This window comes from Massilia pinisoli (assembly GCF_024753285.1).
Classification (GTDB): Bacteria; Pseudomonadota; Gammaproteobacteria; order Burkholderiales; family Burkholderiaceae_D; genus Telluria; species Telluria pinisoli.
The window spans coordinates 37,888-62,409 of record NZ_JANUGW010000008.1 but is presented as its reverse complement, the minus strand read 5'-3'; the positions used below and the strand labels follow the sequence as shown (position 1 = coordinate 62,409).

22 protein-coding genes and 1 pseudogene are annotated in these 24,522 nt (G+C 67.6%); 11 read left to right on the top strand and 12 right to left on the bottom strand.

Annotated features, from left to right (window positions below):
* Positions 1-91: 91 nt before the first annotated feature.
* Positions 92-3,847 carry a methionine synthase gene (gene metH, locus NX784_RS12850; RefSeq protein ID WP_370662937.1) on the top strand — a complete coding sequence of 1,252 codons (3,756 nt, stop codon included), beginning with the start codon at positions 92-94 and terminating at the stop codon, positions 3,845-3,847.
* A gap of 247 nt (positions 3,848-4,094) precedes the next feature.
* Here metH and NX784_RS12845 read toward each other — a convergent pair whose 3' ends face one another.
* From NX784_RS12845 to rsmB, 10 genes are all read right to left on the bottom strand, one after another.
* A complete protein-coding gene (locus tag NX784_RS12845; RefSeq protein WP_258817061.1) occupies positions 4,095-5,369 on the bottom strand; it encodes an ABC transporter permease in 1,275 nt (424 codons plus the stop codon).
* A gap of 7 nt (positions 5,370-5,376) precedes the next feature.
* Positions 5,377-6,318: an ABC transporter ATP-binding protein gene (locus NX784_RS12840; protein WP_258817060.1), complete on the bottom strand. Its 942-nt coding sequence runs from the start codon at positions 6,316-6,318 to the stop codon at positions 5,377-5,379.
* Positions 6,319-6,380: 62 nt separating this feature from the next.
* Complete coding sequence (locus tag NX784_RS12835; RefSeq protein ID WP_258817059.1) at positions 6,381-7,661, bottom strand: EAL and HDOD domain-containing protein; 1,281 nt, start codon at positions 7,659-7,661, stop codon at positions 6,381-6,383.
* 89 nt (positions 7,662-7,750) lie between these two features.
* Positions 7,751-8,518 carry a class II glutamine amidotransferase gene (locus NX784_RS12830; RefSeq protein WP_258817058.1) on the bottom strand — a complete coding sequence of 256 codons (768 nt, stop codon included), beginning with the start codon at positions 8,516-8,518 and terminating at the stop codon, positions 7,751-7,753.
* 120 nt (positions 8,519-8,638) lie between these two features.
* Positions 8,639-8,896 carry a BTH_I0359 family protein gene (locus NX784_RS12825; RefSeq protein ID WP_036235350.1) on the bottom strand — a complete coding sequence of 86 codons (258 nt, stop codon included), beginning with the start codon at positions 8,894-8,896 and terminating at the stop codon, positions 8,639-8,641.
* Between the two features lie 162 nt (positions 8,897-9,058).
* Positions 9,059-9,457, bottom strand: coding sequence for a P-loop NTPase family protein (locus NX784_RS12820; protein ID WP_258817057.1), 399 nt, complete (start codon positions 9,455-9,457; stop codon positions 9,059-9,061).
* A complete protein-coding gene (locus NX784_RS12815; protein WP_258817055.1) occupies positions 9,447-10,190 on the bottom strand; it encodes a response regulator in 744 nt (247 codons plus the stop codon). The genes NX784_RS12820 and NX784_RS12815 overlap by 11 nt, the downstream gene beginning before the upstream one ends.
* A gap of 107 nt (positions 10,191-10,297) precedes the next feature.
* A complete protein-coding gene (locus NX784_RS12810; protein WP_258817054.1) occupies positions 10,298-12,586 on the bottom strand; it encodes a sensor histidine kinase in 2,289 nt (762 codons plus the stop codon).
* A 3-nt stretch (positions 12,587-12,589) separates the two neighbouring features.
* Positions 12,590-13,114 carry a DUF4390 domain-containing protein gene (locus tag NX784_RS12805; RefSeq protein WP_258817053.1) on the bottom strand — a complete coding sequence of 175 codons (525 nt, stop codon included), beginning with the start codon at positions 13,112-13,114 and terminating at the stop codon, positions 12,590-12,592.
* A gap of 72 nt (positions 13,115-13,186) precedes the next feature.
* On the bottom strand, positions 13,187-14,821 hold the full coding sequence (gene rsmB, locus NX784_RS12800; RefSeq protein WP_258817052.1) for a 16S rRNA (cytosine(967)-C(5))-methyltransferase RsmB: 1,635 nt from the start codon (positions 14,819-14,821) through the stop codon (positions 13,187-13,189).
* Positions 14,822-15,004: 183 nt separating this feature from the next.
* Here rsmB and argS point away from each other — a divergent pair, with 183 nt between their 5' ends.
* From argS to NX784_RS12760, 8 genes are read left to right on the top strand one after another with little or no spacing between them, the layout of a single operon-like run.
* Entirely contained in the window at positions 15,005-16,717 is a 1,713-nt protein-coding gene (gene argS / locus NX784_RS12795) for an arginine--tRNA ligase (RefSeq protein WP_258817051.1), read from the top strand.
* Positions 16,718-16,745: 28 nt separating this feature from the next.
* On the top strand, positions 16,746-17,447 hold the full coding sequence (locus tag NX784_RS12790; protein ID WP_258817050.1) for an SPOR domain-containing protein: 702 nt from the start codon (positions 16,746-16,748) through the stop codon (positions 17,445-17,447).
* Positions 17,448-17,460: 13 nt separating this feature from the next.
* Positions 17,461-18,138 carry a thiol:disulfide interchange protein DsbA/DsbL gene (locus NX784_RS12785; protein ID WP_258817049.1) on the top strand — a complete coding sequence of 226 codons (678 nt, stop codon included), beginning with the start codon at positions 17,461-17,463 and terminating at the stop codon, positions 18,136-18,138.
* Positions 18,135-18,929: an SDR family oxidoreductase gene (locus NX784_RS12780; protein ID WP_258817048.1), complete on the top strand. Its 795-nt coding sequence runs from the start codon at positions 18,135-18,137 to the stop codon at positions 18,927-18,929. Before NX784_RS12785 ends, NX784_RS12780 begins: the two co-directional genes overlap by 4 nt.
* Positions 18,926-19,690: a biotin--[acetyl-CoA-carboxylase] ligase gene (locus NX784_RS12775; protein ID WP_258817047.1), complete on the top strand. Its 765-nt coding sequence runs from the start codon at positions 18,926-18,928 to the stop codon at positions 19,688-19,690. The genes NX784_RS12780 and NX784_RS12775 overlap by 4 nt, the downstream gene beginning before the upstream one ends.
* Before the next feature lie 15 nt (positions 19,691-19,705).
* The gene (locus tag NX784_RS12770) at positions 19,706-20,470 is read left to right on the top strand and encodes a type III pantothenate kinase (RefSeq protein WP_258817046.1); all 765 of its coding nucleotides are present in this window, start codon (positions 19,706-19,708) and stop codon (positions 20,468-20,470) included.
* 10 nt (positions 20,471-20,480) lie between these two features.
* Positions 20,481-21,266, top strand: a complete 786-nt coding sequence (locus NX784_RS12765) for an SPOR domain-containing protein (RefSeq protein WP_258817045.1) — start codon at positions 20,481-20,483, stop codon at positions 21,264-21,266.
* A gap of 3 nt (positions 21,267-21,269) precedes the next feature.
* Entirely contained in the window at positions 21,270-21,638 is a 369-nt protein-coding gene (locus NX784_RS12760; protein WP_258817044.1) for a nuclear transport factor 2 family protein, read from the top strand.
* A 13-nt stretch (positions 21,639-21,651) separates the two neighbouring features.
* Here the strand turns inward: NX784_RS12760 and NX784_RS12755 are convergent, their stop codons facing one another.
* Positions 21,652-22,050 (bottom strand): winged helix-turn-helix transcriptional regulator, encoded by a 399-nt coding sequence (locus tag NX784_RS12755; protein WP_258817043.1) that lies wholly within the window; start codon positions 22,048-22,050, stop codon positions 21,652-21,654.
* 114 nt (positions 22,051-22,164) lie between these two features.
* Between NX784_RS12755 and NX784_RS12750 the strand changes: the two genes are divergently transcribed.
* Positions 22,165-22,689: a DUF8737 domain-containing protein gene (locus NX784_RS12750; RefSeq protein WP_258817042.1), complete on the top strand. Its 525-nt coding sequence runs from the start codon at positions 22,165-22,167 to the stop codon at positions 22,687-22,689.
* 28 nt (positions 22,690-22,717) lie between these two features.
* On the top strand, positions 22,718-23,350 hold the full coding sequence (locus tag NX784_RS12745) for a hypothetical protein (protein WP_258817041.1): 633 nt from the start codon (positions 22,718-22,720) through the stop codon (positions 23,348-23,350).
* A gap of 118 nt (positions 23,351-23,468) precedes the next feature.
* Here the strand turns inward: NX784_RS12745 and lpxD are convergent.
* Positions 23,469-24,485, bottom strand: a pseudogene (gene lpxD / locus NX784_RS12740) (UDP-3-O-(3-hydroxymyristoyl)glucosamine N-acyltransferase); the annotation flags it as partial.
* Between the last annotated feature and the right edge of the window lie 37 nt (positions 24,486-24,522).

Sequence of the window (24,522 nt, the reverse complement as noted above, 5' to 3'; positions counted from 1 at the left end):
ACTCGGCCAGTAACGGTATAATCACAGACCCGCCTCACATTTATCCAGCCGCTCTCAGGAAAGCCCTACGATGAACACCGCCGTCCACGCCATGTCCCCCGTCGAAGCCCAGCTGCGCGAAGCGCTCGCCCGCCGCATCCTGATCCTGGACGGCGCGATGGGCACGATCATCCAGCAATATAAATTGGACGAGCAGGCGTATCGCGGCGGCCCCGCCGGGCGCTTCATCGATTTCACCGCGCCCGCCGACAGCGGCGCGCGTGAATTGTTCGTCAAGGGCAACAACGAGTTGCTGAACCTGACGCAGCCGCAGATCATCCAGGAAATCCACGAGCGCTACCTGGCCGCGGGCGCCGACATCATCGAGACGAACACGTTCGGCGCCACCAGCGTCGCTCAGGACGACTATCACATGGCGCACCTCGTGCGCGAGATGAACGTGCAGGCCGCGAAGCTCGCGCGCGCCGCCTGTGTGAAGTATTCGACGCCGGACAAGCCCCGCTACGCCGCCGGCGCCCTCGGCCCCACGCCGAAGACGGCGTCCATTTCGCCGGACGTCAACGATCCGGCCGCGCGCAACGTCACGTTCGACCAGCTGGTCACCGCCTATTACGAACAGGTCGACGCGCTCGTCGAGGGCGGTATCGACCTGATTCTCGTCGAGACCATCTTCGACACCCTGAACTGCAAAGCCGCCCTGTTCGCCATCGACCAGTACTTCACGGAGCATCCGGAGACGCCGCGCCTGCCGCTGATGATCTCCGGTACCGTCACCGACGCGTCGGGCCGCATCCTGTCCGGCCAGACCGTGTCGGCATTCTGGAACTCGGTGCGCCACGCGAAGCCGCTGACGATCGGCCTGAACTGCGCGCTGGGCGCCGCGCTGATGCGCCCGTATGCCGAGGAACTGTCGCAGATCGCCGACACGTTCGTCTGCATCTACCCGAACGCCGGCCTGCCGAACCCGATGAGCGACACGGGCTTCGACGAACTGCCGTCCGACACGTCCGCCCTGCTGCGCGAATTCGCCGACGCCGGCTTCGTCAACATCGCGGGCGGCTGCTGCGGCACGACGCCGGAGCACATCCAGGCCATCGGCGAACTGCTGAAGGATTGCCCGCCGCGCACCGTGCCCGAGATCCCCGTCGCGCTGCGCCTGTCCGGCCTGGAGCCGTTCGTCGTCGACGACACGTCGCTGTTCGTCAACGTCGGCGAGCGCACCAACGTCACGGGCTCGAAGGCGTTCGCGCGCATGATCCTGAACGAGCAGTTCGACGAGGCGTTGTCCGTCGCGCGCCAGCAGGTCGAGAACGGCGCCCAGGTCATCGACATCAACATGGACGAGGCGATGCTCGATTCGCAGGCCGCGATGACGCGCTTCCTGAACCTGATCGCATCGGAACCGGACATCTCGCGCGTGCCGATCATGATCGACTCGTCGAAGTGGTCCGTGATCGAAGCGGGCCTGAAATGCGTGCAGGGCAAGGCGATCGTCAACTCGATCTCGATGAAGGAAGGCGAAGAGGAATTCCTGCGCCAGGCCACGCTGTGCCGCCGCTACGGCGCGGCCGTGATCGTGATGGCGTTCGACGAGAAGGGCCAGGCCGACACGTTCGAGCGCAAGATCGAGATCTGCAAGCGCGCGTACGACACCCTCGTGCAGAAGGTCGGCTTCCCGCCGGAAGACATCATCTTCGACCCGAACATCTTCGCCATCGCCACCGGTATCGAGGAACACGACAACTACGCCGTCGACTTCATCAACGCGACGCGCTGGATCCGCGAGCACCTGCCGTACGCGAAGGTGTCGGGCGGCGTGTCCAACGTGTCGTTCTCGTTCCGCGGCAACGACCCCGCGCGCGAAGCGATCCACACCGTGTTCCTGTACCACGCGATCAAGGCCGGCATGACGATGGGTATCGTCAATGCGGGCATGGTCGGCGTGTACGACGACCTCGATCCGGAACTGCGCGAGCGCGTGGAAGACGTCGTGCTGAACCGCCGCGCCGACGCCACCGAGCGCATGATCGAATTCGCGGGCACCCTGAAGGCCGGCGGCGCGAAGCAGGAACAGAATCTGGAATGGCGCAATGCGGCCGTCGGCAAGCGCCTCGCGCACGCGCTCGTGCACGGCATCACGCAGTGGATTGTCGAGGACACGGAAGAAGCACGCCAGCAGATCGCCAATGAAGGCGGCCGCCCGATCCAGGTGATCGAAGGCCCGCTGATGGACGGCATGAACGTCGTCGGCGACCTGTTCGGCCAGGGCAAGATGTTCCTGCCGCAGGTGGTGAAGTCGGCGCGCGTGATGAAGCAGGCCGTGGCCCACCTGATCCCGTTCATCGAGGAAGAAAAGGCGGCCGAGGAAGCGCGCACGGGCATCGTCGCGAAACCGAAGGGCAAGATGGTCATCGCGACGGTGAAAGGCGACGTGCACGACATCGGCAAGAACATCGTCTCCGTGGTCCTGCAGTGTAATAACTTCGAGATCGTCAACATGGGCGTGATGGTCCCTGCGTCCGAGATCCTCGCGAAGGCGAAGGAAGAGAACGCGGACATCATCGGCCTCTCGGGCCTGATCACGCCGTCGCTGGAAGAGATGGCCCACGTCGCGCGCGAGATGCAGCGCGACCCGTGGTTCCGCGACCGCCGCATTCCGCTGCTGATCGGCGGCGCCACGACGAGCCGCGCGCACACCGCCGTCAAGATCGCGCCGCATTACGAAGGCCCCGTCGTGTACGTGCCGGATGCGTCGCGTTCCGTGTCGGTGGGCCAGTCGCTCGTGACGGCGGAGACGCGCGACGGCTACGTCGCCGAGATCGCCGAGGACTATGTGCGCATCCGCGAACAGCACGCGAACAAGAAGGCGCTGCCGATGGTGAGCCTGGAGCAGGCCCGCGCCAACAAGGCGCAGCTGGCGTTCGCGCCGGTGAAGCCGAAGTTCGTCGGCCGCCGCGTCTTCAAGAACGTCGACCTGGCGACGCTCGCCCGCTACATCGACTGGGGTCCGTTCTTCCAGACGTGGGACCTGGCCGGCCCGTACCCCGCGATCCTGACGGACGAAGTCGTGGGCGAAGCGGCGACGAAGGTGTTCGAGGAAGGCCAGGCGATGCTGAAGAAGATCATCGACGGCCGCTGGCTCACGGCGAACGGCGCCATCGCGCTGCTGCCGGCGAACACCGTCAATGACGACGACATCGAGATCTACACGGACGACACCCGCAAGGAGGTCGCGTTCACGTATTACGGCCTGCGCCAGCAAGGCGTGAAGCCGGTCGTCGACGGCGTGCAGCGTCCGAACCAGTGCCTGGCCGACTTCATCGCGCCGAAATCGTCGGGCATCGCCGACTACATCGGCCTGTTCGCGGTCACGGCCGGCATCGGCGCCGAGAAGATCGAGAAGCGCTTCGAGGCCGCCGGCGACGACTACTCGTCGATCATGGTGAAGGCCCTGGCCGATCGCCTGGCCGAAGCGTTCGCCGAGTACATGCACGAACGCGTCCGCACGGACTTGTGGGGGTATGTCACCGACGAGAAGCTGTCGAACGAGGCGCTGATCAAGGAGGAATACGTCGGCATCCGTCCGGCTCCGGGCTATCCGGCCTGCCCCGAGCATACCGTGAAGGCCGACCTGTTCAAGACCTTGCAGGCCGAGGAGATCGGCATGCAGTTGACGGAGTCGTTCGCGATGTATCCTGGGGCCGCAGTGTCGGGCTTCTACTTCTCGCACCCGGAATCGAAGTACTTCGTGGTCGGCAAGATCGGCCAGGACCAGCTCGACGACATGGCCAAGCGGCGCGGTCTGCCGAAGGACGAGGTGGAACGCTACCTCGCGCCCAACCTCTGATCAAATGTGCGGTGGGCTCGTGATTGATACCCTCGGCATCACTCAACTGCGCGGCTGATCAAATGTTTGGTGGGCACGGGGGTGCCCACCCTACGGCTGACGCATCCGTGGCCGTAGGGTGGGCGGCTTCGCCGTCCACGCGGTGATACGCGATATTGGACATGTCGCGTCCGTGCCGGCGGATGTTGAACGCGTGGACAGCAGAGCTGTCCACCCTACGGCATCGTGACGATCACCCCACCAAGCGTCACGCCTGCTCGCGCTTGAACCGCCACACGGCGGCGACGGTGAAGAGCAGCGCAAACCCCAGCAGCACGGCCACGGCAGGCAGCGCAGCCGCCGCGTCCAGGCCGCGCCACGTCACGGCATCCAGGCCCGCGATGGCCCAGCGCGTCGGCACGACCATCGTAAGCTGCTGCACCCACGCCGGGAACATGAATGACGGCACCCACGCACCGCCCAGCATCACCATGATCAAGGTCGCGAACATGGCGATGCCGCGCGCCGCTTCCGGCGTTTTGCCGAACGCGGCGACGAGCAGGCCGAACGCCGCCGTCAGCGCGCCGAACCCCAGCGCCACGCCGACGAAGCCCGGCACGCTGGACACCTGCACGTGGAATGCCAGCACCGCCACGGCGAAGATCGCGCAAAGAAGGCCGAACGCGATGATGGCCGCCGACACGCCGCGCGCCAGCACCACCTGCGTCAAGGTGACGGGCGCCGCGAGCAGGCGGTCCCACACGCCGCTGCGGCGCGCCAGCAGCATGCCGATGCCCATGTTCACGCCCATGAACAGGATGAACTGCACGCCCATGCCCGAGAACGAGTGCGCGTACGGGTTGTAGCCCTGCGCGACGGGGCCGCTCGTCAGGCCTTCGTCGTGCGTCGTGAACGGCATCGCGAGGCCGCGCGGTGCGGCGCCATCCGCGCCTTCCGTGCGCGGCAGCGACTCGTACTTGCGCACGGCGACGAGCATGTCGCGCAGCGCCGGGTCCTGCACGTTGTTTGCATCGAGCTGCTGCAGGCTGCGCTCCGTGAGCTTCCTGCCCATCGGCCCGCCGAACATCTCCGCGCTCACGACCTGCATCACCTGCTGCGTCAGCATGCCCTTCACCATCGCCAGCACGGCGGGTTGCGACGGGTCGTAGAGCAGCGGAATCGCAGGCTTCTCCTGATTCGAGAACATGGCGGTGCCGGCCGCTTCGGCGAAGCCGGCCGGCAGCACGATGGCGATGGCCTGGCTGCCCTTGCGCACCGCGTCGCGCGCCTGCGTGAGGTCCATCGGCGTCACGTGCAGGTTCGGGTCGGCCTTCAGGCCCGCCGCGATGCGGTTGCCGGCGTCGCTCGTGTCCTGCTGGACGAGCGCGACGTCGATGCCGCCGCCCTTCGCGCTGCCGCCGCCGAACACGGAACCGAAGAACGCGGCGATCACGATCGGAAGCACGAGGTGCATCAGCAGCGCGCGCTTGTCGGAGAAGTACAGGATGAGGTCCTTGCGGACGAGGGCGAGGAAGGCGGTCATGGCGGTCTCAGTCGCGCAGCGAGCGTCCGGTGAGGTCGAGGAAGATGTCTTCGAGGCTGGCGCGCGCGGTGGCGAAGTGCACGGCGCGCTGGCCCTGCCCTTGCAGCCAGCCGAGCAGCGGCACGGCATCGGCGTTGTCCGTGAGGCCGATGTCGAGCGCGTTACCGTCGCTCGCGAGTGCCGTCACGCCGGCCTGCGTGCGCAACGCGTCGAGCAGCTGACTGCCCGCCGGCTCCGCCAGCTCCACGCGCAGCAGCGCCTTGGCCGCGAGCTTGCGGTGCAGCGCGGCCGGGCTGTCGTCCGCGAGCACCTTGCCGTGGTCGATGATGACGATGTGGTCGGCGAGGCGCTCCACCTCTTCCATGTAGTGGCTCGTGTAGATCAGCGCGCGGCCTTGCGCCTGCAGCGCTTCCAAGGTGTCGAAGATGGCGTTGCGGCTTTGCGGGTCGACGCCGACCGTGGGCTCGTCGAGGATCAACAGGTCAGGATCGTGCAGCAGCGCGGCCGCGATGTTCAGGCGGCGCTTCATGCCGCCGGAGAACGTGGCCGGCTTGTCGCGCGCGCGGTCCGACAGGCCGACGAGGCCCAGCACATTGTCGATACGCTCGTCGAGCGGCTTGCCCTTGAGGCCATACAGGGCGCCGAACAGCTTCAGGTTCTCGCGCGCCGACAGGTCTTCGTACAGCGCGAGATCCTGCGGGACGAGGCCGATGCGGCGCTTGACGTTAGCCGCGCCCGTCGTGACGGGCTGCCCGTCCAGCAGCACCTGCCCGGCATCGGGCCGCAGCAGCCCGCACATCATGGAGACGGTGGTCGACTTGCCGGCGCCGTTCGGCCCCAGCAGGCCCACGGTCTGGCCGGCGAGCACCTGGAACGACACGCCGTCCACGGCGCGGCGGGTGCCGTACGATTTGATCAGTCCTTCGACACGCAACAACACGTTCGACATGGGGCTCCCATCGGATCGCATTGGTTGGAAAGCCGCGTGCGGGCGCACGCGGCGGGAAGACTTCAGATGGCGTAACGCACTACGGAATCAGACCACTGGAACGCCGACATCTCGAGCTCGATCATGTCGTCGCCGGAGATCTGCAATTCCTTCAATGTCGGCAGCACGAGTTCCGTGTTCTCGTCGGCCTGCTCGATGCTCTCGGACAGCTTGAGCAGCTCGCCGAAGAAGCCGGTGCGGCCAACGAGTGCGTGGCGCACGTCGTCGCTGACGGGGATCTGTTCGACGATGTCGGCCATCGGGATACCGAACAGGACGTCCATCAGCGACATGATGCCGACCGTGAAGCCGATGTCGGCCACCGCGCGCTGGCCGGGGCGCAGGCGCTGGGCCAGCAACTCCATCAGGCGGCCGCGGGTCGTCGCGAGCATCAAGAGCGGGGTCTGGTTGTGGCCGCGCGTGGCCGGTTCCGCGTACAGCATGATCTGCAGCCAGCGCTGCAACTGGCGCCGGCCCAGCACGAGCAGCGCCTGGCTGACGGAATCGATGCGCTGGGCTGCCCCGACGGCCGGCGTGTTCACGAGGCGCAGCAGGTTCAGCGCCAGGGTCACGTCGCGCTTGACGGTCTTTTCGATGACGGCATTGTCCGCGTCGGACATCACGAGGTTCATCAGCTCGACGACGGCGAGCTGCGACGGCGACAGCTTGCGGCCGCCCAGCACGGACGGACGCGCGAAATAATAGCCCTGGAAGTAATCGAAGCCGAGGTCCATCGCGGCCTGGTACGCATCGCGCGTCTCGACCTTTTCCGCGACCACGGTCTTTTCCATCGCATGCAGACGCCGGACGAGGTTCGGCAGCTGCTGTTGCGGCACGCTGCGCAGGTCCAGCTTGACGAAGGCCGCGAGCGGCAACAGGCGCTGCAGGCGCAGGCTGTCGCCTTCGATGCCGTCCAGCGCGAAGCGGAAGCCATGGCCCGCCAGTTCGCGCATGCGCGCGAGCAGCGCGTCGTCCGGGACGACGTCCGCGACGATCTCCAGCACCGTGCGCTCACGCGGCAGGAAGGCGAAGATGTCGCTGGAAAGCACTTCGGCATCCACGTTCAGGAAGCAGGCGGCGTCGCCGATCGCGCGCGCGAGACCCAGCTGGGCCGCGTGGGCGATGACGGCCGCGGTCGCGGACAGGCCCGTCTCGTCGGCCTCGCCCTGGCGCGCACTGCGGAACAGGAGCTCGTAGCCGTACAGCGCCTGGTTGCGGTCGAGCACAGGCTGGCGCCCCAGATAGAAGTCACGCACGCGCAAGGGGTAGTTCGCGTGGTCCAGGCTCGCGGCGGTATCGGTCATCACGGACTCTTGTAGCAATGGAACGTAACTACTTTAACGCATTCCGCCACGTGGTGACTATATGAAAATGATTTCTTGTAAAAAACTTGTCACGACTGCGGCAGGCCATCCACGAACACCTTCAGTTCGCCGGGCGCGAAATCGGTCCACGTCTCGTTGGTGGTGAGCGGGGTCGTGACGATGATGGCGACGCGGTCGTTCGGCGTCGTCACCTGGGAAAAGTCGACGGACAGGTCCTCGTCGGCCAGGCAGGCGGCCGCGAACGGGTATTTGCGCACGACGTAGCACAGCTTCGTCGAGCAGTGCGCGAACAGCGCCGTGCCGTCGGACAGCATCATGTTGAACGTGCCGTGGCGGGCGATGACGGCGACGAGGTCGGCGATGGCGGCGCGCAGCACGGGCAGCGCCGGCGATACGTCGCCGAAGCGGTCGCGCAATTGCTGCAGCAGGAAGCAGAACGCGCGCTCGCTGTCCGTGTTGCCCACCGGGCGGTACGGGCCGTCGAGGACGGGATCGAAGCCCTTGAGGTCGCCATTGTGGGCGAACACCCAGTAGCGGCCCCACATTTCGCGCACGAACGGATGGCAGTTCTCCAGCGCCACCTGCCCTTGCGTGGCCTTGCGGATGTGGGCGATGACGTTCAGCGACTTGATCGGGTAATGCTTGATCAGTTCCGCGATCGGCGACGCGATGGCGGCCTGGTGGTCGACGAAATGGCGCACGCCGGCGCCCTCGAAGAAAGCGATGCCCCAGCCGTCGTGGTGCGTGTCCGTGCGTCCGCCCCGATGGGCGAAGCCGGTAAAACTAAAGACAATGTCGGTGGGGACATTGCAATTCATGGCAAGAAGCTGACACATGGGTCAAGCTTACCATGCGATCGGAGTGATGGGGATGAAGAGGCGCCTGCGTCGCCGGCCGGGAACGGGGCTGCGTCACGCAGGGGCGATGGCCGGTGCAGGATGCCCGGCCGGAGGACGTCAGTGCAGGACGACCGGCTGGCTCATGAGGGTGTCGTACGAACCCAGGAAATCGTCGATTTCCTCCATGGTCGGTTCGCTCGCGATCAGGTTGTTGACATCACGCCGGAACGCTTGCGCCAGTTTGCCGCCGATGAAAGCTTCGCGCCGGCCGGACTTGTCGACGATCTCGTAGCCGCCGAAGCGCAGTGCCTCGAGGTTGTGATCGACGCCAAATTCGACAACGCTGTACTGCTCGCTGTTATAGATCATGTTCATGATGACTCCTTCACTCGATCAGATGGGTGCAAGGTTGTCGCCCGGCGGCGGACGACGCGCTCTCCACTTTTCTTTCCACTTCGATTACGAGGTGGGGCCACTGGAACCGAATTCAAGAACCTCTACAACTTGTTACGATTTCATCGACGAGCTGCGGAAGATTCAGGCGTTCAGGTCGGAAGTCAGCCGTAACAGCTGATCGTATGGCTCGGAGTGCAACCACGATCGCAACTGATCAAGATGCTCGCTGTCGGCGACGCCGATGAAAATACGGCTCGGGCGTCGACGGAGCAGGCGATTCAATGTTACACGCAAAACGAGATTGCCGGTGCAGCACAGGCAACCGGGCGCGATCCGCGCAACGCTTTGGCCGGCGGGCAGGTCATCGAGGGGGGAGGTGCCGGACGCGAGGCCTTCGAGGATGATGGCCTGCGTGCCCTCTTGGTGCAGATCGGAAAGGCTGGCGGCGATCGCCGCTTCGCGCGCGCGGGCGCTGGCGCCCGTGACGAGGGTGAGGACAGTACGGGTATCGTCCGCCGTACCGTCCCGGTTACTGTGCACTCTTCTTGCCCAGCTTGCCCGGTTCGACGCCGAGCTGCTTGAGCTTGCGGTACAGGTGGGTACGCTCCAGGCCCGTCTTTTCGGCCACGCGCGTCATCGAGCCGCCTTCGCGGCCCAGGTGGTGTTCGAAGTACATACGCTCGAACGCGTCGCGCGCCTCGCGCAGCGGCAGGTCGAACGACAGCGTGTAGCCGTGCGCATGCGCCTCGCCGTTGCTGACGGGACGGGCGATGCCGATGGCGCTGCCTTGCGGCGGCTGGGGTGCGTACATGGGCTGCGCCTGCGTGCTCGGCTCCGGCATGGGCGCCGAGACGGACGCGGCGGACACCATCGGACGCGGCGCGATGGCCGGAGCGCGCGCCACTTCCTGCCCGCGCTGCAGGCCCTGCTGCACGGCTTTCAGCAGCTTTTGCAGGGCGATCGGTTTTTCCAGGAAGTTCAGCGCGCCGATGCGGGTTGCCTCGACGGCGGTGTCGATGGTGGCATGGCCGGACATCATGATGACCGGCATCGTCAGCAAGCCGTCGCGCTGCCATTCCTTCAGCAGCGTGACGCCGTCGGTGTCGGGCATCCAGATGTCGAGCAGCACCAGGTCGGGCGCGCCCTGCTGGCGTGCCTGGCGCGCCTGCTGGGCGTTTTCCGCAAGCTGGACCGCGTGCCCCTCGTCGCCAAGGATTTCCGAGAGCAGCTCGCGGATGCCCATTTCATCGTCAACTACGAGTATGTTCGCCATCTTTGTTATGCCTTTTATTATGACTCTCTCTACGGAGAATGCCGGAAAACCGTCCGCCGCTCGGTTCCTGTAACCGGCTCCCCTACAGCCAAGATTCTATGCGCGATTCACGCTTCGGCCAAGTTCGCCTCTGGCGCTAACTTTAACAGCAAAATCGATACCGAAGCGCCAGTTCCATCGGTGCGGTTGGCAACATCGATCCGGCCACCGTGTTCGTCGATGATCTTCTTGACCATCGGCAGGCCCAGCCCGGTGCCGCGCGCCTTCGACGTGACGTACGGCTCGAACGCCCGCGACAGGATCTTCGGTGCGAATCCGGGCCCGTTGTCGACGATGGCCAGGCGCACCGCAGTGCCCGTGCAGCCGTCCGCGCCGACGTAGTGGATGGTCTCCGTCACGACGTCGACGCGGGGCGGCTCGTCCTGCGCCGCGCGGTCGGCCAGCGCGTCCTGCGCGTTCTGCAGCAGGTTGTGGATCACCTGGCGCAGCTGCGTGGGGTCGCCCATCACCTTCGGCAGGCCCGGCTGCAGGGCCGGATGGATCACGTCCGAGCCGTCCTCGGATAAATACAGATGCAGGATCTCGTCGATCAGGTCGTTCAAGTCCAGCGGTGACAGCACGGCTGGCGGCGTGCGCGCATAGTCGCGGAAGTCGTCGACCATGCGCTTCATCGCGGACACCTGGCTGACGATGGTGTCGGTGGCCTTGTTGAGGAGCGCGGCGGCGTCCGGGTCGACGCGGTCGACCAGCTTCATCTGCAGGCGTTCGGCCGACAGCTGGATCGGCGTCAGCGGGTTCTTGATCTCGTGCGCAAGTCGGCGCGCGACCTCGCCCCACGCGACGGAACGCTGGGCCGAGATCACGTCGGAGATGTCGTCGAACACGACGATGAAGCCGCTGCCCGCCCCCACCGGCAGCCGGGAGCCGCGCGCCAGCAGCGTGAGGTCGTGGCCATCGTCGGTGCCGGGACGGCGCGGGATCTCGATCTGCTGCTGCCAGTGCGCACGCCCGCGCCCGCGGCCCGCGGCCGACTGCGCGCTCTGCGCCGAGAACGCGCGCGTGACGGCGCCGGCGAACACTTCCAGCCCGTCGATCTCGTCGAGCGGCCGGCCCGCCAATGACGCCACGTCGACCTGCAGGATGCGATGCACGGCATCGTTCGAGTTGACGACGACGCCGTCCGCATCCATCACGATCACGCCGGCCGACATGTTGGCGAGCACGGATTCCAGGTGGGCCTTGGCGCTTTCCAGCGCGGCGCGGTTGCGTTCGACGGCGGAGCGCGCCTCGAACAGCTGGCCCGTCATCGCATTGAACGATTGCGTCAGGGTGCCGAGTTCGTCGTTCGTCTCGACGATCGGGCGCGGCGACAGGTCGCCCTCGGCCACGGCGCGCGTGCCCTCGGCCAGCACGAGCAGCGGTTGCGCCAGGTTGCCAGCGATGAGGAACGACGCGCCGATCGCGGAAAAGATCGCCAGCAGCACGGTCAGGGTGAGTGTGCCGATGTACATCTTGCGCAGGCCCCTGCGCGCGGCGAAGCGTTCCTGGTATTCGCGGTACGCCGTCGACAGCACGGCGGCGTTCGACGCCAGGTTGACGGGCACGGCCTGCGTGAGCTGCAGGTAGCGCGGCGCCATGCCAGGCGGTTCCGGCACGGCCACGACGACCCGCAGGCGCAGGCCCGTGGCGGCGTCGAGCGCGCTGGGCTGGTCGCCGTGCGCCTCGCGGAAGTCGTCGTCGATGCCGCCTTCCGGCCGCGCGTACCCGCCCGGCATCGCGGCCTGCTTGAGCATCTGCGGCGTGGGCAGGTCGGCGGCCAGGTCGGTGCGAGGGTCCTCGGCCGTGCCCGCGACGAGCTTGCCGCCGGCATCGACCACCAGCGCACTCTGCATGCCGTCGCCGTCGTCGAGCGCGCGCTTCAGGATGGACGAGACGTCCTGCCCGCCCTGTCCCGCCAAGGTCGCGGCGACGGTGCCGGCGTTGGCGCTCAGGTCGGCCAGCGCCTCGTCGAGGGCGGCGCGCGACAGGTTCAAACCGGAGTCGAGCGCCGCTTCGATCTTGACGTCGAACCACGACTCGATCGAGTGCGAGACGAACTGCACGGACACCATGAACACGACGAGCCCGGGCAGGATGCCGACGGTCGTGAACAGCACCATCAGGCGCACCATCAGGCGCGAGCCGAATTTGCCCGCCTTGTAGCGCGAATAGAGGCGCCAGAACGCGACCAGCACCAGGATGAACAGCGCCCCGGCCACGCCGAGGATCATGCCGAACAGCCAGGTGAAGTCATGGGCGAAGAAGCCCGTGTTGCTCGAGGCGGACGCGAGCAGGAACAGCAGGATCGACGCGATCGCGCTGCCGATCACGAGGGCGTAGCGCAGGGCCCGGATCACGGCTTACTCCGCACGGTAGGTGAACGTCTTCTTGTGCGAGGCCAGGCGCCAGTCCGAATTATTGAAGGCGTCGACCTGGAGCGGCTTCGACAGGAAGTCGCGGTCCATGAACATGCGCAGCGTGACGTTGTAGGTCTCGCCCGGCTTGAGCGCGCCCTTCGACGCGATCAGCCAGCGGGGCGGCCGGCGGATCGCGAGCAACGCGTCGTCGAGCGTGTCGAAGTTCTGCTGAATGCTGCCGAGGACGGAGACGTGATAGACCCGGAACAGGACGTCGTAGCTCAGTTTGGCCGTGCGGCGCGACGAGACGGCATGGTCGTCGGTCCACCACCAGCGCGGCCGGGTCAGCTCGATCTCGGTGGTGAACGACAGGGCGACGCCGTGCTGGATGGCCTGCTCGAGGCCGGGCGTCAAATCAAAAGCGTAGGCGGCCGACAGGCGATAGCCGTCGTCGGAAGCCTCGATGCTGGCGCGCGTGATTTCGATTCCTTCGGCCGCCCGCGCTGTCGCGCATGTGAATGCCAGCATGAGCTGGCAGGCGAGGAGGAGGAAAAAACGTACAGTCACTAGGGGCCAGAGCCTTAAAAAGCGTTGTCGGGATTACTCACGCTCGGCCTTCTGGAACAGGGCGTAGAACAGACCGTCATGATCCTGCCCGGCGCCACTTCGAGGAAGCAGTTGGCCCGGCGCGTCGAGACGGACCGCACCGTGGCGCACCGCGAAGGCGGCGGCCTGCGCTTCCGATTCCTGCGGCCAGAGCGAACATGTCACGAACAGCAATTTACCATCGGGTCGGAGCATCTGCCAAAGATTGTCGAGTATTTTGCTGGAAAGTGTTGCAAGTTGGTGGGTGTCACTCTTGCGGCGTAACCAGCGGATATCCGGGTGGCGGCGCACGATGCCGGACGCCGTGCACGGCACGTCGGCGAGGATGCGGTCATATTGACGGCCATCCCACCAATCCGTCGCTTCCGCCGCGCCCGCCTTGACCGTCGCGGACAGGCCCAGGCGCTGCAGGTTCTGGTCGACGCGCACGAGGCGGCGGGCATCCGCATCGAGCGCCGTCAGGTCGACGTCCGCCGTCTCCAGGATGTGGCCGCTCTTGCCGCCGGGGGCCGCGCATGCGTCCAGCACGCGCATGCCGTCGCGCAGGTCGAGCAGCGGCGCGGCCAGCTGCGCGCCCGCATCCTGCACGGAGACGACGCCATCGGCAAAGCCGGGGATCTGCATGACGCCCACGGCCTGCGCGAGGCGCACGGCGCTGGGGCCCACCTGCTCCGCGTGCATGCCGGCGGCGGCCAGCGTCTTCAAATAGGTGCCGACGTCGGTCTTGCGGCGGTTCACGCGCAACGTGAGCGGCGGCTGGCGGTTGCCGGCCGTGAGGATGGACTGCCAGTCGTCCGGATACGCCGTGCGCACGGCATCGATCCACCACTGCGGGTAATTCCACTGGCCCACCGGGTCGCGCAGCGCCGTGACCAGCAACGGTTCGCGCTCGCGCAGGAAGCGGCGCAGCACGGCGTTCACCATCGCCTTCGCGTGGGCGAAATCCGGATGGGCGGCCGCGGCGCCGACGGCCTGGTCGACGACGGTGAAGGCTTCATATGGCGGCTCGGTGCCTTCGGGTGGGTCGAGCAGCGCCAGCGCGCATTCCAGCAGGCCGGCCAGCATGGCGGGCTCGGGCGCCTTGCTCGTCATCTGGCCCAGCAGGATGCCGCTGCGGCCCAGCTGGCGCATGGCGCGGTAGGCGATGTCCTGCATGGCGCCCCGTGCCTGCGGCGGCGCGTCCCACGCCTGGACCACCTCGGCCAGCGCCTGCGGCAGCGCCGTGCCGGCGCGCACGCGCGCGAGGCTGCTCGCCGCGCCCAGCAGGGCGAACGCGAGGGAGTCTTCGCGCAGCGCGGGACGGTAATCGAGCTGGGCGTGCGCCTTGACTTCGTAGCTGTGGCGCAGGCGCGGACCGTCGTCCGGGCGGCCGCGCGCCTCGCCGGTGTCGTGCGGGGCCGGTTCGACGCGTTGCGTGCCACGCGGCGGCGAGCCGCACGGGCCGCGCGGCCCGTCTTGCGGACGACCACCTTGCGGACGACCGCCGGCATTGCCCGTCCCCGCCCCTTTCCCTGCCTGCGGGCCACCCGGCCGGGCCGGGCCGGCGCCCTTGCCGCCGGGGCGGCCGCGCCGGGAATCGGCTGACTGGGCCTTCGGTTTGAGGGTGAGCGTCGGGCGCTTTTCGGTCATGGCAATCGATCAATGCATAAAGACGCACATTGTAACGGCTACGGGTTGCGCAGGCTTAAGCGAGGCTTGTGCCCCCGTCCCCGGACGGTATTGCGCGGTTCGGCAAACCAGTATAATGATCGCTGTTTGCCCGCGGCATCGTCCGCGCTGCGCCTCCGTCTATTATATTTTCGACCACAGTTCATGCTCGCCCAACAAAAACAAGAGATCGTTGCCCTGTTCCAGGCCGCGCTGGCCCCCATCGTAGCAGGCACCGACCTCAGCCCTAACGTCGTCCTGGAGCGCCCGCGCGACCCCAGCCACGGCGACATCGCCTGCAACATCGCCATGCAGCTGTCCAAGCCGCTCAAGACGAACCCGCGCGAACTGGCCACGCGCCTCGTCGCCGCGCTGCTGGCCGATCCGAAGGCACAGGGCCTGGTCGAATCCGCCGACGTGGCCGGCCCCGGCTTCATCAACCTGCGCGTGGCGGCGAGCGCCAAGCAGTCCGTCGTACGCTCCGTGCTGCAGCAGGGCACCGCGTTCGGCAGCGGCGCGTCCGGCAACGGCCACCACGTGATCATCGAATTCGTGTCCGCCAACCCGACCGGTCCCCTGCACGTGGGCCACGGCCGCCAGGCGGCGCTGGGCGACGCGCTGTCGTCGCTGTTCGAATCGCAGGGCCACCAGGTCACGCGCGAGTTCTATTACAACGACGCCGGCGTGCAGATCGCGACGCTCGCGACGTCCGTCCAGGCGCGCGCCCGCGGCTTCAAGCCGGGCGACGCCGAGTGGCCGGAATCCGCATACAACGGCGACTACATCGCCGACATCGCCGCCGACTTCCTCGCGAAGAAAACCGTGTCGGCCAGCGACGGCCAGCCCGCCACCGCCAGCGGCAACGTCGACGACATCGAATCGATCCGCCGCTTCGCCGTCACGTACCTGCGCAACGAGCAGGACCAGGATTTACAAGCGTTCGGGGTCAGGTTCGACAATTACTATCTCGAGTCGTCGCTGTACACGGACGGCAAGGTCGAAGCGGCCGTGCAGGCGCTGATCGACGCCGGCGTCACGTACGAACAGGACGGCGCGCTGTGGCTCAAGACGACGGACTACGGCGACGACAAGGACCGCGTGATGCGCAAGTCCGACGGCACCTACACGTACTTCGTGCCGGACGTGGCTTACCACATCCAGAAATTCAAGCGCGGCTTCGACCAGGCCATCAACGTGCAAGGCAGCGACCACCACGGCACCATCGCCCGCGTGCGCGCAGGCCTGCAGGCCGTGAACATCGGCATCCCGCAGGGCTACCCCGACTACGTGCTGCACAAGATGGTCACCGTCATGAAGAACGGCGAAGAGGTCAAGATCTCCAAGCGCGCCGGCTCGTACGTGACGGTGCGCGACCTGATCGAATGGTCGGGCAACGGCGACGTGACCCGCGGCCGCGACGCCGTGCGCTTCTTCCTCATCTCGCGCAAGGCCGACACGGAATTCGTGTTCGACGTCGACGTCGCCCTCGCCACCAACGACGAGAACCCCGTCTACTACGTGCAGTACGCCCACGCGCGCATCTGCTCGGCCCTTGCGAACTGGGGCGGCGACGTCGCGCAACTGGCGAACGCCGATCTGTCGCCGCTGACGAATGCGCACGAATCGGGCCTGCTGGCGAAGCTGTCCGCGTACCCCGAGATGCTGCAGCGCGCGCTCGTCGAGCTGGGCCCGCACCAGGTCGCGTTCTACCTGCGCGACCTGGCCGCCGACCTGCACAGCTACTATTTCGCGCACAAATGGCTGCTCGACGACGACGAGCCGACGAAGCTCGCGCGCCTCGCGCTGGCGGCCGCCATCCGCCAGGTGCTGCGCAACGGCCTGGCCCTGATCGGCGTCTCGGCGCCGGAGAAGATGTAAGCGTTTCACAAACACACTCGCGCACTACATGACCGCTTTCCGTAATCGCTCTATTGGTTCTTTCACGCGCCGGCGCGGCAGCACGCTCACCGGCCTCATCATCGGCCTGATCCTCGGCCTCGGGATCGCGGTCGCGGTCGCGCTGACGATCACGAAGGGCGCCTCGCCGTTCACCGACAAGACCGTCAAGGCGGGCCGTCCGGCCGACCCGGCGCCGGGCCAGGCGCAGGATCCGAACAAGCCGATGTACGCGAACCGCGACGCGGCGCGCCAGGCGAACAAGGAGATCGCGGAAAAAGCAGCGACGCGGACCGACGGCGCACCGGCCGCGGCCGACACGAAGCCGGCCGCCGAGGTCGACCCGCTGGGCCAGGCCATCGCCGCGATGAAGGACGGCGCGCCGGCCAAGGCTGACCACAAGCCCGACACCCGCGTCGCCGCCGCGGCGCCGGCGGCACCCGCTGCCGCGCCGTCCGCAGGCGCTGCCACGGGCGACTACGTGTACTACCTGCAGGCCGGTGCGTTCCGCGACGTGTCCGACGCGGAAGCGGCGCGCGCCAAGCTCGCGCTGCTGGGCTTCGAGGCGGCGATCAGCGACCGCACGAGCGACAGCGGCGTGCTGCACCGCGTGCGCATCGGCCCGTACAACCAGGTCGAAGCCATGAACAAGGCGCGCGCCAAGCTGCTCGACAGCGGGGTCGACGTCGCCATCGTCCGCAACCAGCGCTGACCCGGAGACCGCCATGCGCCTGCCGCGCCGCCTGTTCTGCACCGCCCTCCTCGGCTTCGCGGCCGGCCTCGCGGGCGTGTCCGCGTCCGCCGCCGATCCGCAGCAGGGCGCGCAATACCTCGTGCTGCCGTCGCAGCAGCCGACCGACACCGGCAAACGGATCGAAGTCATCGAGTTCTTCGCCTATTACTGCCCGCACTGCTACGCCTTCGAGCCCGCGCTCGAAGCGTGGGTCAAGAAGCAAGGCGACGACATCGTGTTCAAGCGCGTCCACATCCAGGGCGGCGCGAGCGTGCTGCCGCAACAGCGCCTGTTCTACACGCTGGACGCGATGGGCCTCTTGAACCAGTACCACCAGAAGGTGTTCGACGCCATGCACCTGGAGCACCTGCGCCTGTCCAGCGACGAGCAGGTGTTCGACTGGGCCGCGCAAATGGGTATCGACCGCGCGAAGTTCATCGACACGTACCGCTCGTTCGGCATCCAGGCCCGGCTGCGCAGGGCTGGTGCGATGATGGACGCGTACGGCGTCGACCGCTGGCCCCTCGTCGTCGTCGACGGCCGCTACATCACCTCGCCGTCGCACGCGGGCGCGGGCGCGCCCGAGGGCACGACGGAAGCCCAGCAACAGCAGCAGGCTTTACAAGTGATGGACTTCCTCGTCGCGAAAGCGAAAGCGGACAAGCGATGACCACCGCGCAGGGCCGCCGGCTGCGCGTGTTCGTCACCGGCGCATCCAGCGGCATCGGCGCCGCCCTCGCCCGCGAATACGCGGCGCGCGGCGCCGTCCTCGGCCTGCTGGGCCGCCGCGCGGATGCTCTGCAGGCGCTCGCGGCCACGCTGCCCGCCAGTGCCGACCACCACATCTACGCCGTCGACGTGACGGACCACGCCGCGCTGGCCGCCGCCGCGGCCGACTTCATCGCACGCGCGGGCGGCGCGGACGTCGTCATCGCCAGCGCCGGCGTCTCGGCCGGCACGCTCACGGAGCGGCCCAGCGACCTCGCCGAATTCGCCGACATCTTCGCCGTCAACGTGACGGCGACTGTCGCCACGTTCGCGCCGTTCATCGAGACGATGAAGCAGGGAGAGGGCCCGCGCCGCCTGGTCGCAATCGGCAGCGTGGCCGGGATCCGCGGCATGAAAGGCGCGGGCGCCTATTGCGCGTCGAAGGCCGCCGTACACGCCTACGCGGAATCGCTGCGCCTCGAACTGCAACCCCACGGTATCCGGGTCGTGACCCTCGCGCCCGGCTATATCGACACGCCGATGACCCGCCAGAACCGCTTTCCCATGCCTTTCCTGATGCCCGCGCCCCGCTTCGCCGCGGCCGCCGTCCGCGCCATCGACGCCGGCACCAGCTACTGCGTGATCCCCCGGTCGATGGGGATCATGGCGAAGCTCCTCCGCCTGCTGCCCAACGTGGTGTTCGACGCGGTATTCTCGCGCGCGCCGACGAAGGCGGGAAAGGCGGCGGCATGAACGCGGAACGCATCATGGCGTTCGCGCGCGCGGGCGTCGCCGTCGAGGTCGTGGACGTGACGGGGTCGACGAACGCCGACCTGCTGGCGCGCGCGCCGCAGTTGGCGGCGCCCGTGCTGCTGATCGCCGAACACCAGACGGCGGGACGCGGCCGCGCCGGACGCAGCTGGCTGTCCGAGCCGGGCCACTCGCTGACGTTCTCGCTCGCCTGGCGCTTCGGCGACGGCCTGCGCGCGCTGGCCGGCCTGCCGCTCGCGGTGGGCGTGGCGCTGGCGGAGACGCTCGGCCGGCTCGGCCAGAGCGTGCAGCTGAAATGGCCCAACGACGTATTGAAGGATGGCGACAAGCTGGCCGGCATCCTCGTCGAAACGCATGTGCAGCCGGACGGCGCCGCGTGGACGATCATCGGCATCGGCGTGAACCTCGTGATGCCGGATGCACTCGAAGACAGGATCGGCCGCGGCGCCGCCTCGATGCCTTGGCTCGCGCGCATGGACCGCGACGAATTGATGGCCGCGCTGCTCGACGGCCTGGCCGACGCGCTGGCGCTGTTCGCGCGCGCCGGCTTCGTCCCGTTCGCCGCCCGCTGGAACGTGCTGCACGCGTGGGCCGGCCGGCCCGTCGTCCTGCTCGACCGGGGCGAGGTCCGGCACGAGGGCCTGGCCGCCGGCGTGGACGACACGGGCCGCCTGCTGCTCGACACGGCGGCAGGACGCATCACCATCGTTGCCGGCGACGTGTCGCTGCGCACCACGGATTGAAGCGAGGAGAACGTCATGCTGCTGCTCGTCGACGCAGGCAATACGAGGATCAAATGGGCCATCGCGGCGCAGGATGCGGCGCCCGGCGACTGGACCGCGCACGGCGCCGTGCCGCACGCGGAGCTCGACCGCCTGCAGGCCGCCTGGGCCGGTCACGGGCTCACGTACGCCGTCGTGTCGAACGTGGCGGGCCACGCGATGCAGGCGCAGCTGGCCGCCCTGCTCGCGCCGTTGCTGCCGGTGGCACCCCACTGGTTCACGTCGCGTGCGGCATTGAACGGCCTGCGCAACGGCTACCGCAATCCCGCGCAACTGGGCAGCGACCGCTTCGCCGCCGCCCTCGGCGCCCGCAGCCTCGCGCCGGGCAAGGCGCTCGTCGTCGCCACGTGCGGCACGGCGACGACGGTGGACGCCGTCAGCGCGGCCGGCGACTTCATCGGCGGGATGATCCTGCCGGGCCTGGGCCTGATGCTGGGCGCGCTGGCGCGCGGCACGGCCCAGCTGCCGCAGGTGGCGCCGGGCGCGGACGCGTATGCCGCGCCGCCCACCTTCGCCGACCACACGAGCGACGCCATCCTGTCCGGCTGCCTGGCGGCGCAGGCGGGCGCCATCGAACGGGCGTGCGCCGCGCTGCGTGCCGACCTGTGCATCGTGTCAGGTGGCGCGGCGGCCAGCGTGGCCCCGCTGCTGTCCGTTCCGCACTGGATGCTGGATAATATCGTCCTGGTAGGCCTGCACGCCGTCGCGCCGCTGCTGGCCGCCGAACCCGCATCCCCTTGAGGACTCGCCCGTGCTACGACTCGCCTTCTGGTCCCTGCTGTTCCTGAACGTCGCCCTGTTCGCGTTTGCCCAGGGCCTGCTCGGCACGGGCAAGAGCAACGAACACGAACCGGCGCGCCTGAAGCGCCAATTCAATACCGCCAAGATGACCTTGCTCACGCGCGACCAGGCCGAGGCTGCCGCGAAGGCTGCTGCGCCGCCGGCTGGGGGGGATGCGGCTGGCGTACCGGCTGCCGGCGCTCCGGTGGCCGGCACTCCGGTGGCCGGCACTGCGGCGGCCGGCGCACCGACTTCTCCCGCGGCGGCGCAACCTGCTGCAGCGCCGGCATCCGCGTTCGCCTGCACGGAAATCGGGCCGTTGACCACGTCCGACGCGCGCCGCTTCGAGGCACGCCTGACCGCGCTCGACCTCGGCGACCGCCAGTCGCGCGAGGCGGTCCAGGCGCAGGACGTGACGAGCTGGCTCGTGCACATCCCGTCGCAGGGCAGCAAGGAAGCGGCCGACCGCAAGGCCGCCGAGCTGCGCACCCTGGGCGTGACGAATTTCTTCATCATGCAGGGCGATTCCCCGCTCAAATACGCGATCTCGCTGGGCGTGTTCAAGACCGAGAGCGGCGCCGAAGCCCTGCTCGCTCAACTGAACAAGCAAGGCGTGCACACGGCCCGCATCGCCCCGCGCGGACCGCAGACGACGCACTACGTCTACCGCGTCCGCGGCCTCGACGCTGCCACGCGCAAGCGCATCGAAGGCTATGCGGAGCGCTACGACGGCGCCGACGTCAAGAACTGCGGCTGACGCATGGAACCCGCCCTGTCGACACCGCCCGAATTGATGGACGTGCTCGCCGAACTGCGCGCGCTCGAACCGCTGTTCCACACGGGCCACGCCGCCGAGCAGATCGCCGCACCGTCGTTCTGGGAAGTGGACGCATCCGGACGGCGCTACAGCAGGGACCACGTGCTCGCCGTGCTGCGCGAACGCGCGGCCGATCCCGCACCCGAGGACCTGGATGCCGACGACTTCCACGTCGCCCCCGCCGGTGCCGACCATTACCTGCTGACGTACACGCTGCGCCAGGCCGACCGCGTCACGCACAGGCTGACCGTGTGGCGGCGCGGCGGCGGGCAGTGGCAAGCGGTCTACCACCAGGGCACGATCGTCACCTGAGCCGGCCTGCCCGTCAGCTTTCCGCCTGCAGCCGCGCTTCCGTTCCCTCGATATTCGCCAATCCCCAGGCCCGTATCTGGGCCATGAGGCCACGCAGCGCCAGCCCCTTCGCGGTCAATCGATATGCCTCCCGGCCGGCGATATCGGTGGAGGGGTAGCGTTCGACGATGCCGTGATCGACGAGCCTGGCGAGCCGGTCGGACAGGATATTGGTCGCGATTTTCTCCGGCGACGCCAGGAATTCCTTGAAGTGCGCCTTACCGAGCAATAAGTCGCGGACGACGAGCAGCGTCCACTTGTCGCCGAACAGATCCAGCGCGCACGCGACCGGACACACGGAACGACGACCCTCCATCTGAGCCGGACTCGCCTTCTTTCGCGGGCGGGCGGCGTTCTGCTTGGCGTTTGACAACGGATTCTCCCGAACGACGATCGCCTTGACTTTATCGGAATGACTTGCATAATGCAAGTTCAAACTTGCAATTTGCAAGTCATCGATGGGTACGACAACCTACTGGAGAGCAGCATGCAAAACGCCAACAACCTTGCAACGGCACTGCCGTTCGTCGCGAGCGTCGTCCTCGGACTGCTCGCCTGGGGCGCAGTGTTCATTCACGATGTCTGGCCACGCGTCCGCGAGCAGTCCCTGTCCGCGGCGGCGCGGCCTTTCCTCTACGTGCACCTGTTCCGGTACGTGGGCCTGGCGTTCATCGTGCCGGGCGTCGTCGCCCCCGGGCTTCCGTCGGCGTTCGCGCAACCTGCCGCGTACGGCGACCTCGTTGCCATGGCGTTGGCGTGGATCGCACTGCTGGCAGGTTCGGGCCGCTACGCGCGCCTGGCGATCTGGATATTCAACGTATGGGGCTGCGCGGACCTGCTGTTCGCGTACTACCAGGGCGCGGTGGGCGTCGGCATCGACACCGCGTCGCTGGGTGCCGCATGGTTCATCCCGACCGTCGCCGTCCCCTTCCTTCTGTGGACCCATGTGTTAATGTTTGTCGTCTTGCTGCGCACATCCCGGTCCGGTCAGTCGCTCGCGCTCCCGGCATGATCGAATTTGAAACAATACTGACTCTGGGATGACCACGATAAAACACGTTATTTCGCCGTTCGCCGCCTGCGGCCTGATGCTGTCGTTGGCGGCATGCGTGCAGGCGGCACCGCAGACCGGCCTCGATCTTCGGCCCGACCCACCGCAATGCAGAATGCCGAAAGCGAAGCTCCCCAAGCTCGGCGTCGATGTGAACGACGACCGTCCAACCGAGATCCAGGCCGATTTCAATGGCGACGGCTGGTGCGATTACGCATTGGGCGTACCGTATCCGATCAATTCGCAAATGAATGTATATGACCTGAGCCAGATGATGGTCTTGGGACAGCCGACCGCCTGGAAGCCCGTGTTCAACGGGAAGAAGGTCTACGAATTCATGGACGAGGGCCATGCGCAGGAAACGTGGCCCACGCTGCGTGTCGACCTCTCCGATATCCGGCTCGTCTTCCCGGCGCAGCAGGGCGCACCGTTCGTTCTGGGACTATTCGCCGGAGACGATGCAGGCAAGCGGGACATGGGCAATGGCTGCTATCAGTACAACACCGTGTACCGTTGGGACGATGCGCTGGGCACGTTCAAAAAGAGCGACGCCGCCACGCGCGATGCGGTACTGAAGTATTTTTATTCGGTGATGGAAAAGCCTTGCGGCGCGCACCAATAATGGCGCCGCTATCTTGTTTTCCCCTCTCTCCATGCAGATTCGTCCGGCGCCGTGCCATGCCGGTGCCGGACGCTACCCGGTTCGCGCCGCCTCCGCGCCCCCGAGCGCCTTCACGCCCCCGCTCGAGCGCCTTGATCCTTTCCCGCAACGTCGACAGGTTGCGCACGAGCGCCGCGCTGCGTTCCCATTCGGCGTTCGGCGCGATCGGATAAAAACCCGTGTAGCGGCCCGGCTCCGCGATCGAGTTCGACACCAGCGTGCCGGCCGTGACGTGCACGTTGTCGGCGATGTCGATGTGGCCGTTGACCATCGCGGCGCCGCCGAACGTGCAATGGCGGCCGATGTTGGCGCTGCCTGCCACCCCGACGCAGCCGGCCATTGCCGTGTGCGCGCCGATGCGGCAGTTGTGACCGATCTGGATCAGGTTGTCGAGCTTGACGCCGTCCTCGATGACCGTGTCGTCGAGCGTCCCGCGGTCGATCGCCGTGTTCGTACCGATGTCGACGTCGGCGCCGATCACGACGCGCCCCGTCTGGGGGATCTTGATGTAGACGCCGTCGTCCACCGCGAAGCCGAAGCCGTCGCCGCCGATCACGGCACCGGAATGCACGATGCAGCGCGCACCGATGACGCAGCGCGCGTGGAACGTGACGTGGGCGAAGAAGTGCGTGCCTTCGCCGACCGACGCGTCGCGGCCGACGTAGCAGCCCGCATCGATGACGGCGCCGGGGCCGATGACGGCGCCCGCCTCCACCGTCACGTGCGGCCCCACGTGGGCCGTCGCGTGCACGCGCGCGCTCGCGTGCACGACCGCGGACGGGTGCACGCCCGGCGCGGGTGCCGCGGCGGGCGCGCACAGGTATTGCGCCGTGCGGGCGAAATACGCGTACGGGTTCGGGGTGACGATGCGGGCGCCGTCGTACGCGGCGGCCACCTCGGGCTCGTCCTGCGGCGCGAGGATCAGTGCCGCCGCCTGGCTATGCGCCGCGCGGGCGCGCAGGCGGCTGTTGCTGAGGAAGCTGATGTCCGTGGGCTCCGCGCGGTCGAGCGGGGCGATGCGCGTGACCTCGATATGCGGGTCGCCTTCCAGCCGGCCGCCGAAGCGGGCCACCAGGTCAGTGAGTCGTGTCGCCATCCCGTCGTCTCCTGTCGCATCGTTGTGTGTGCAGGCG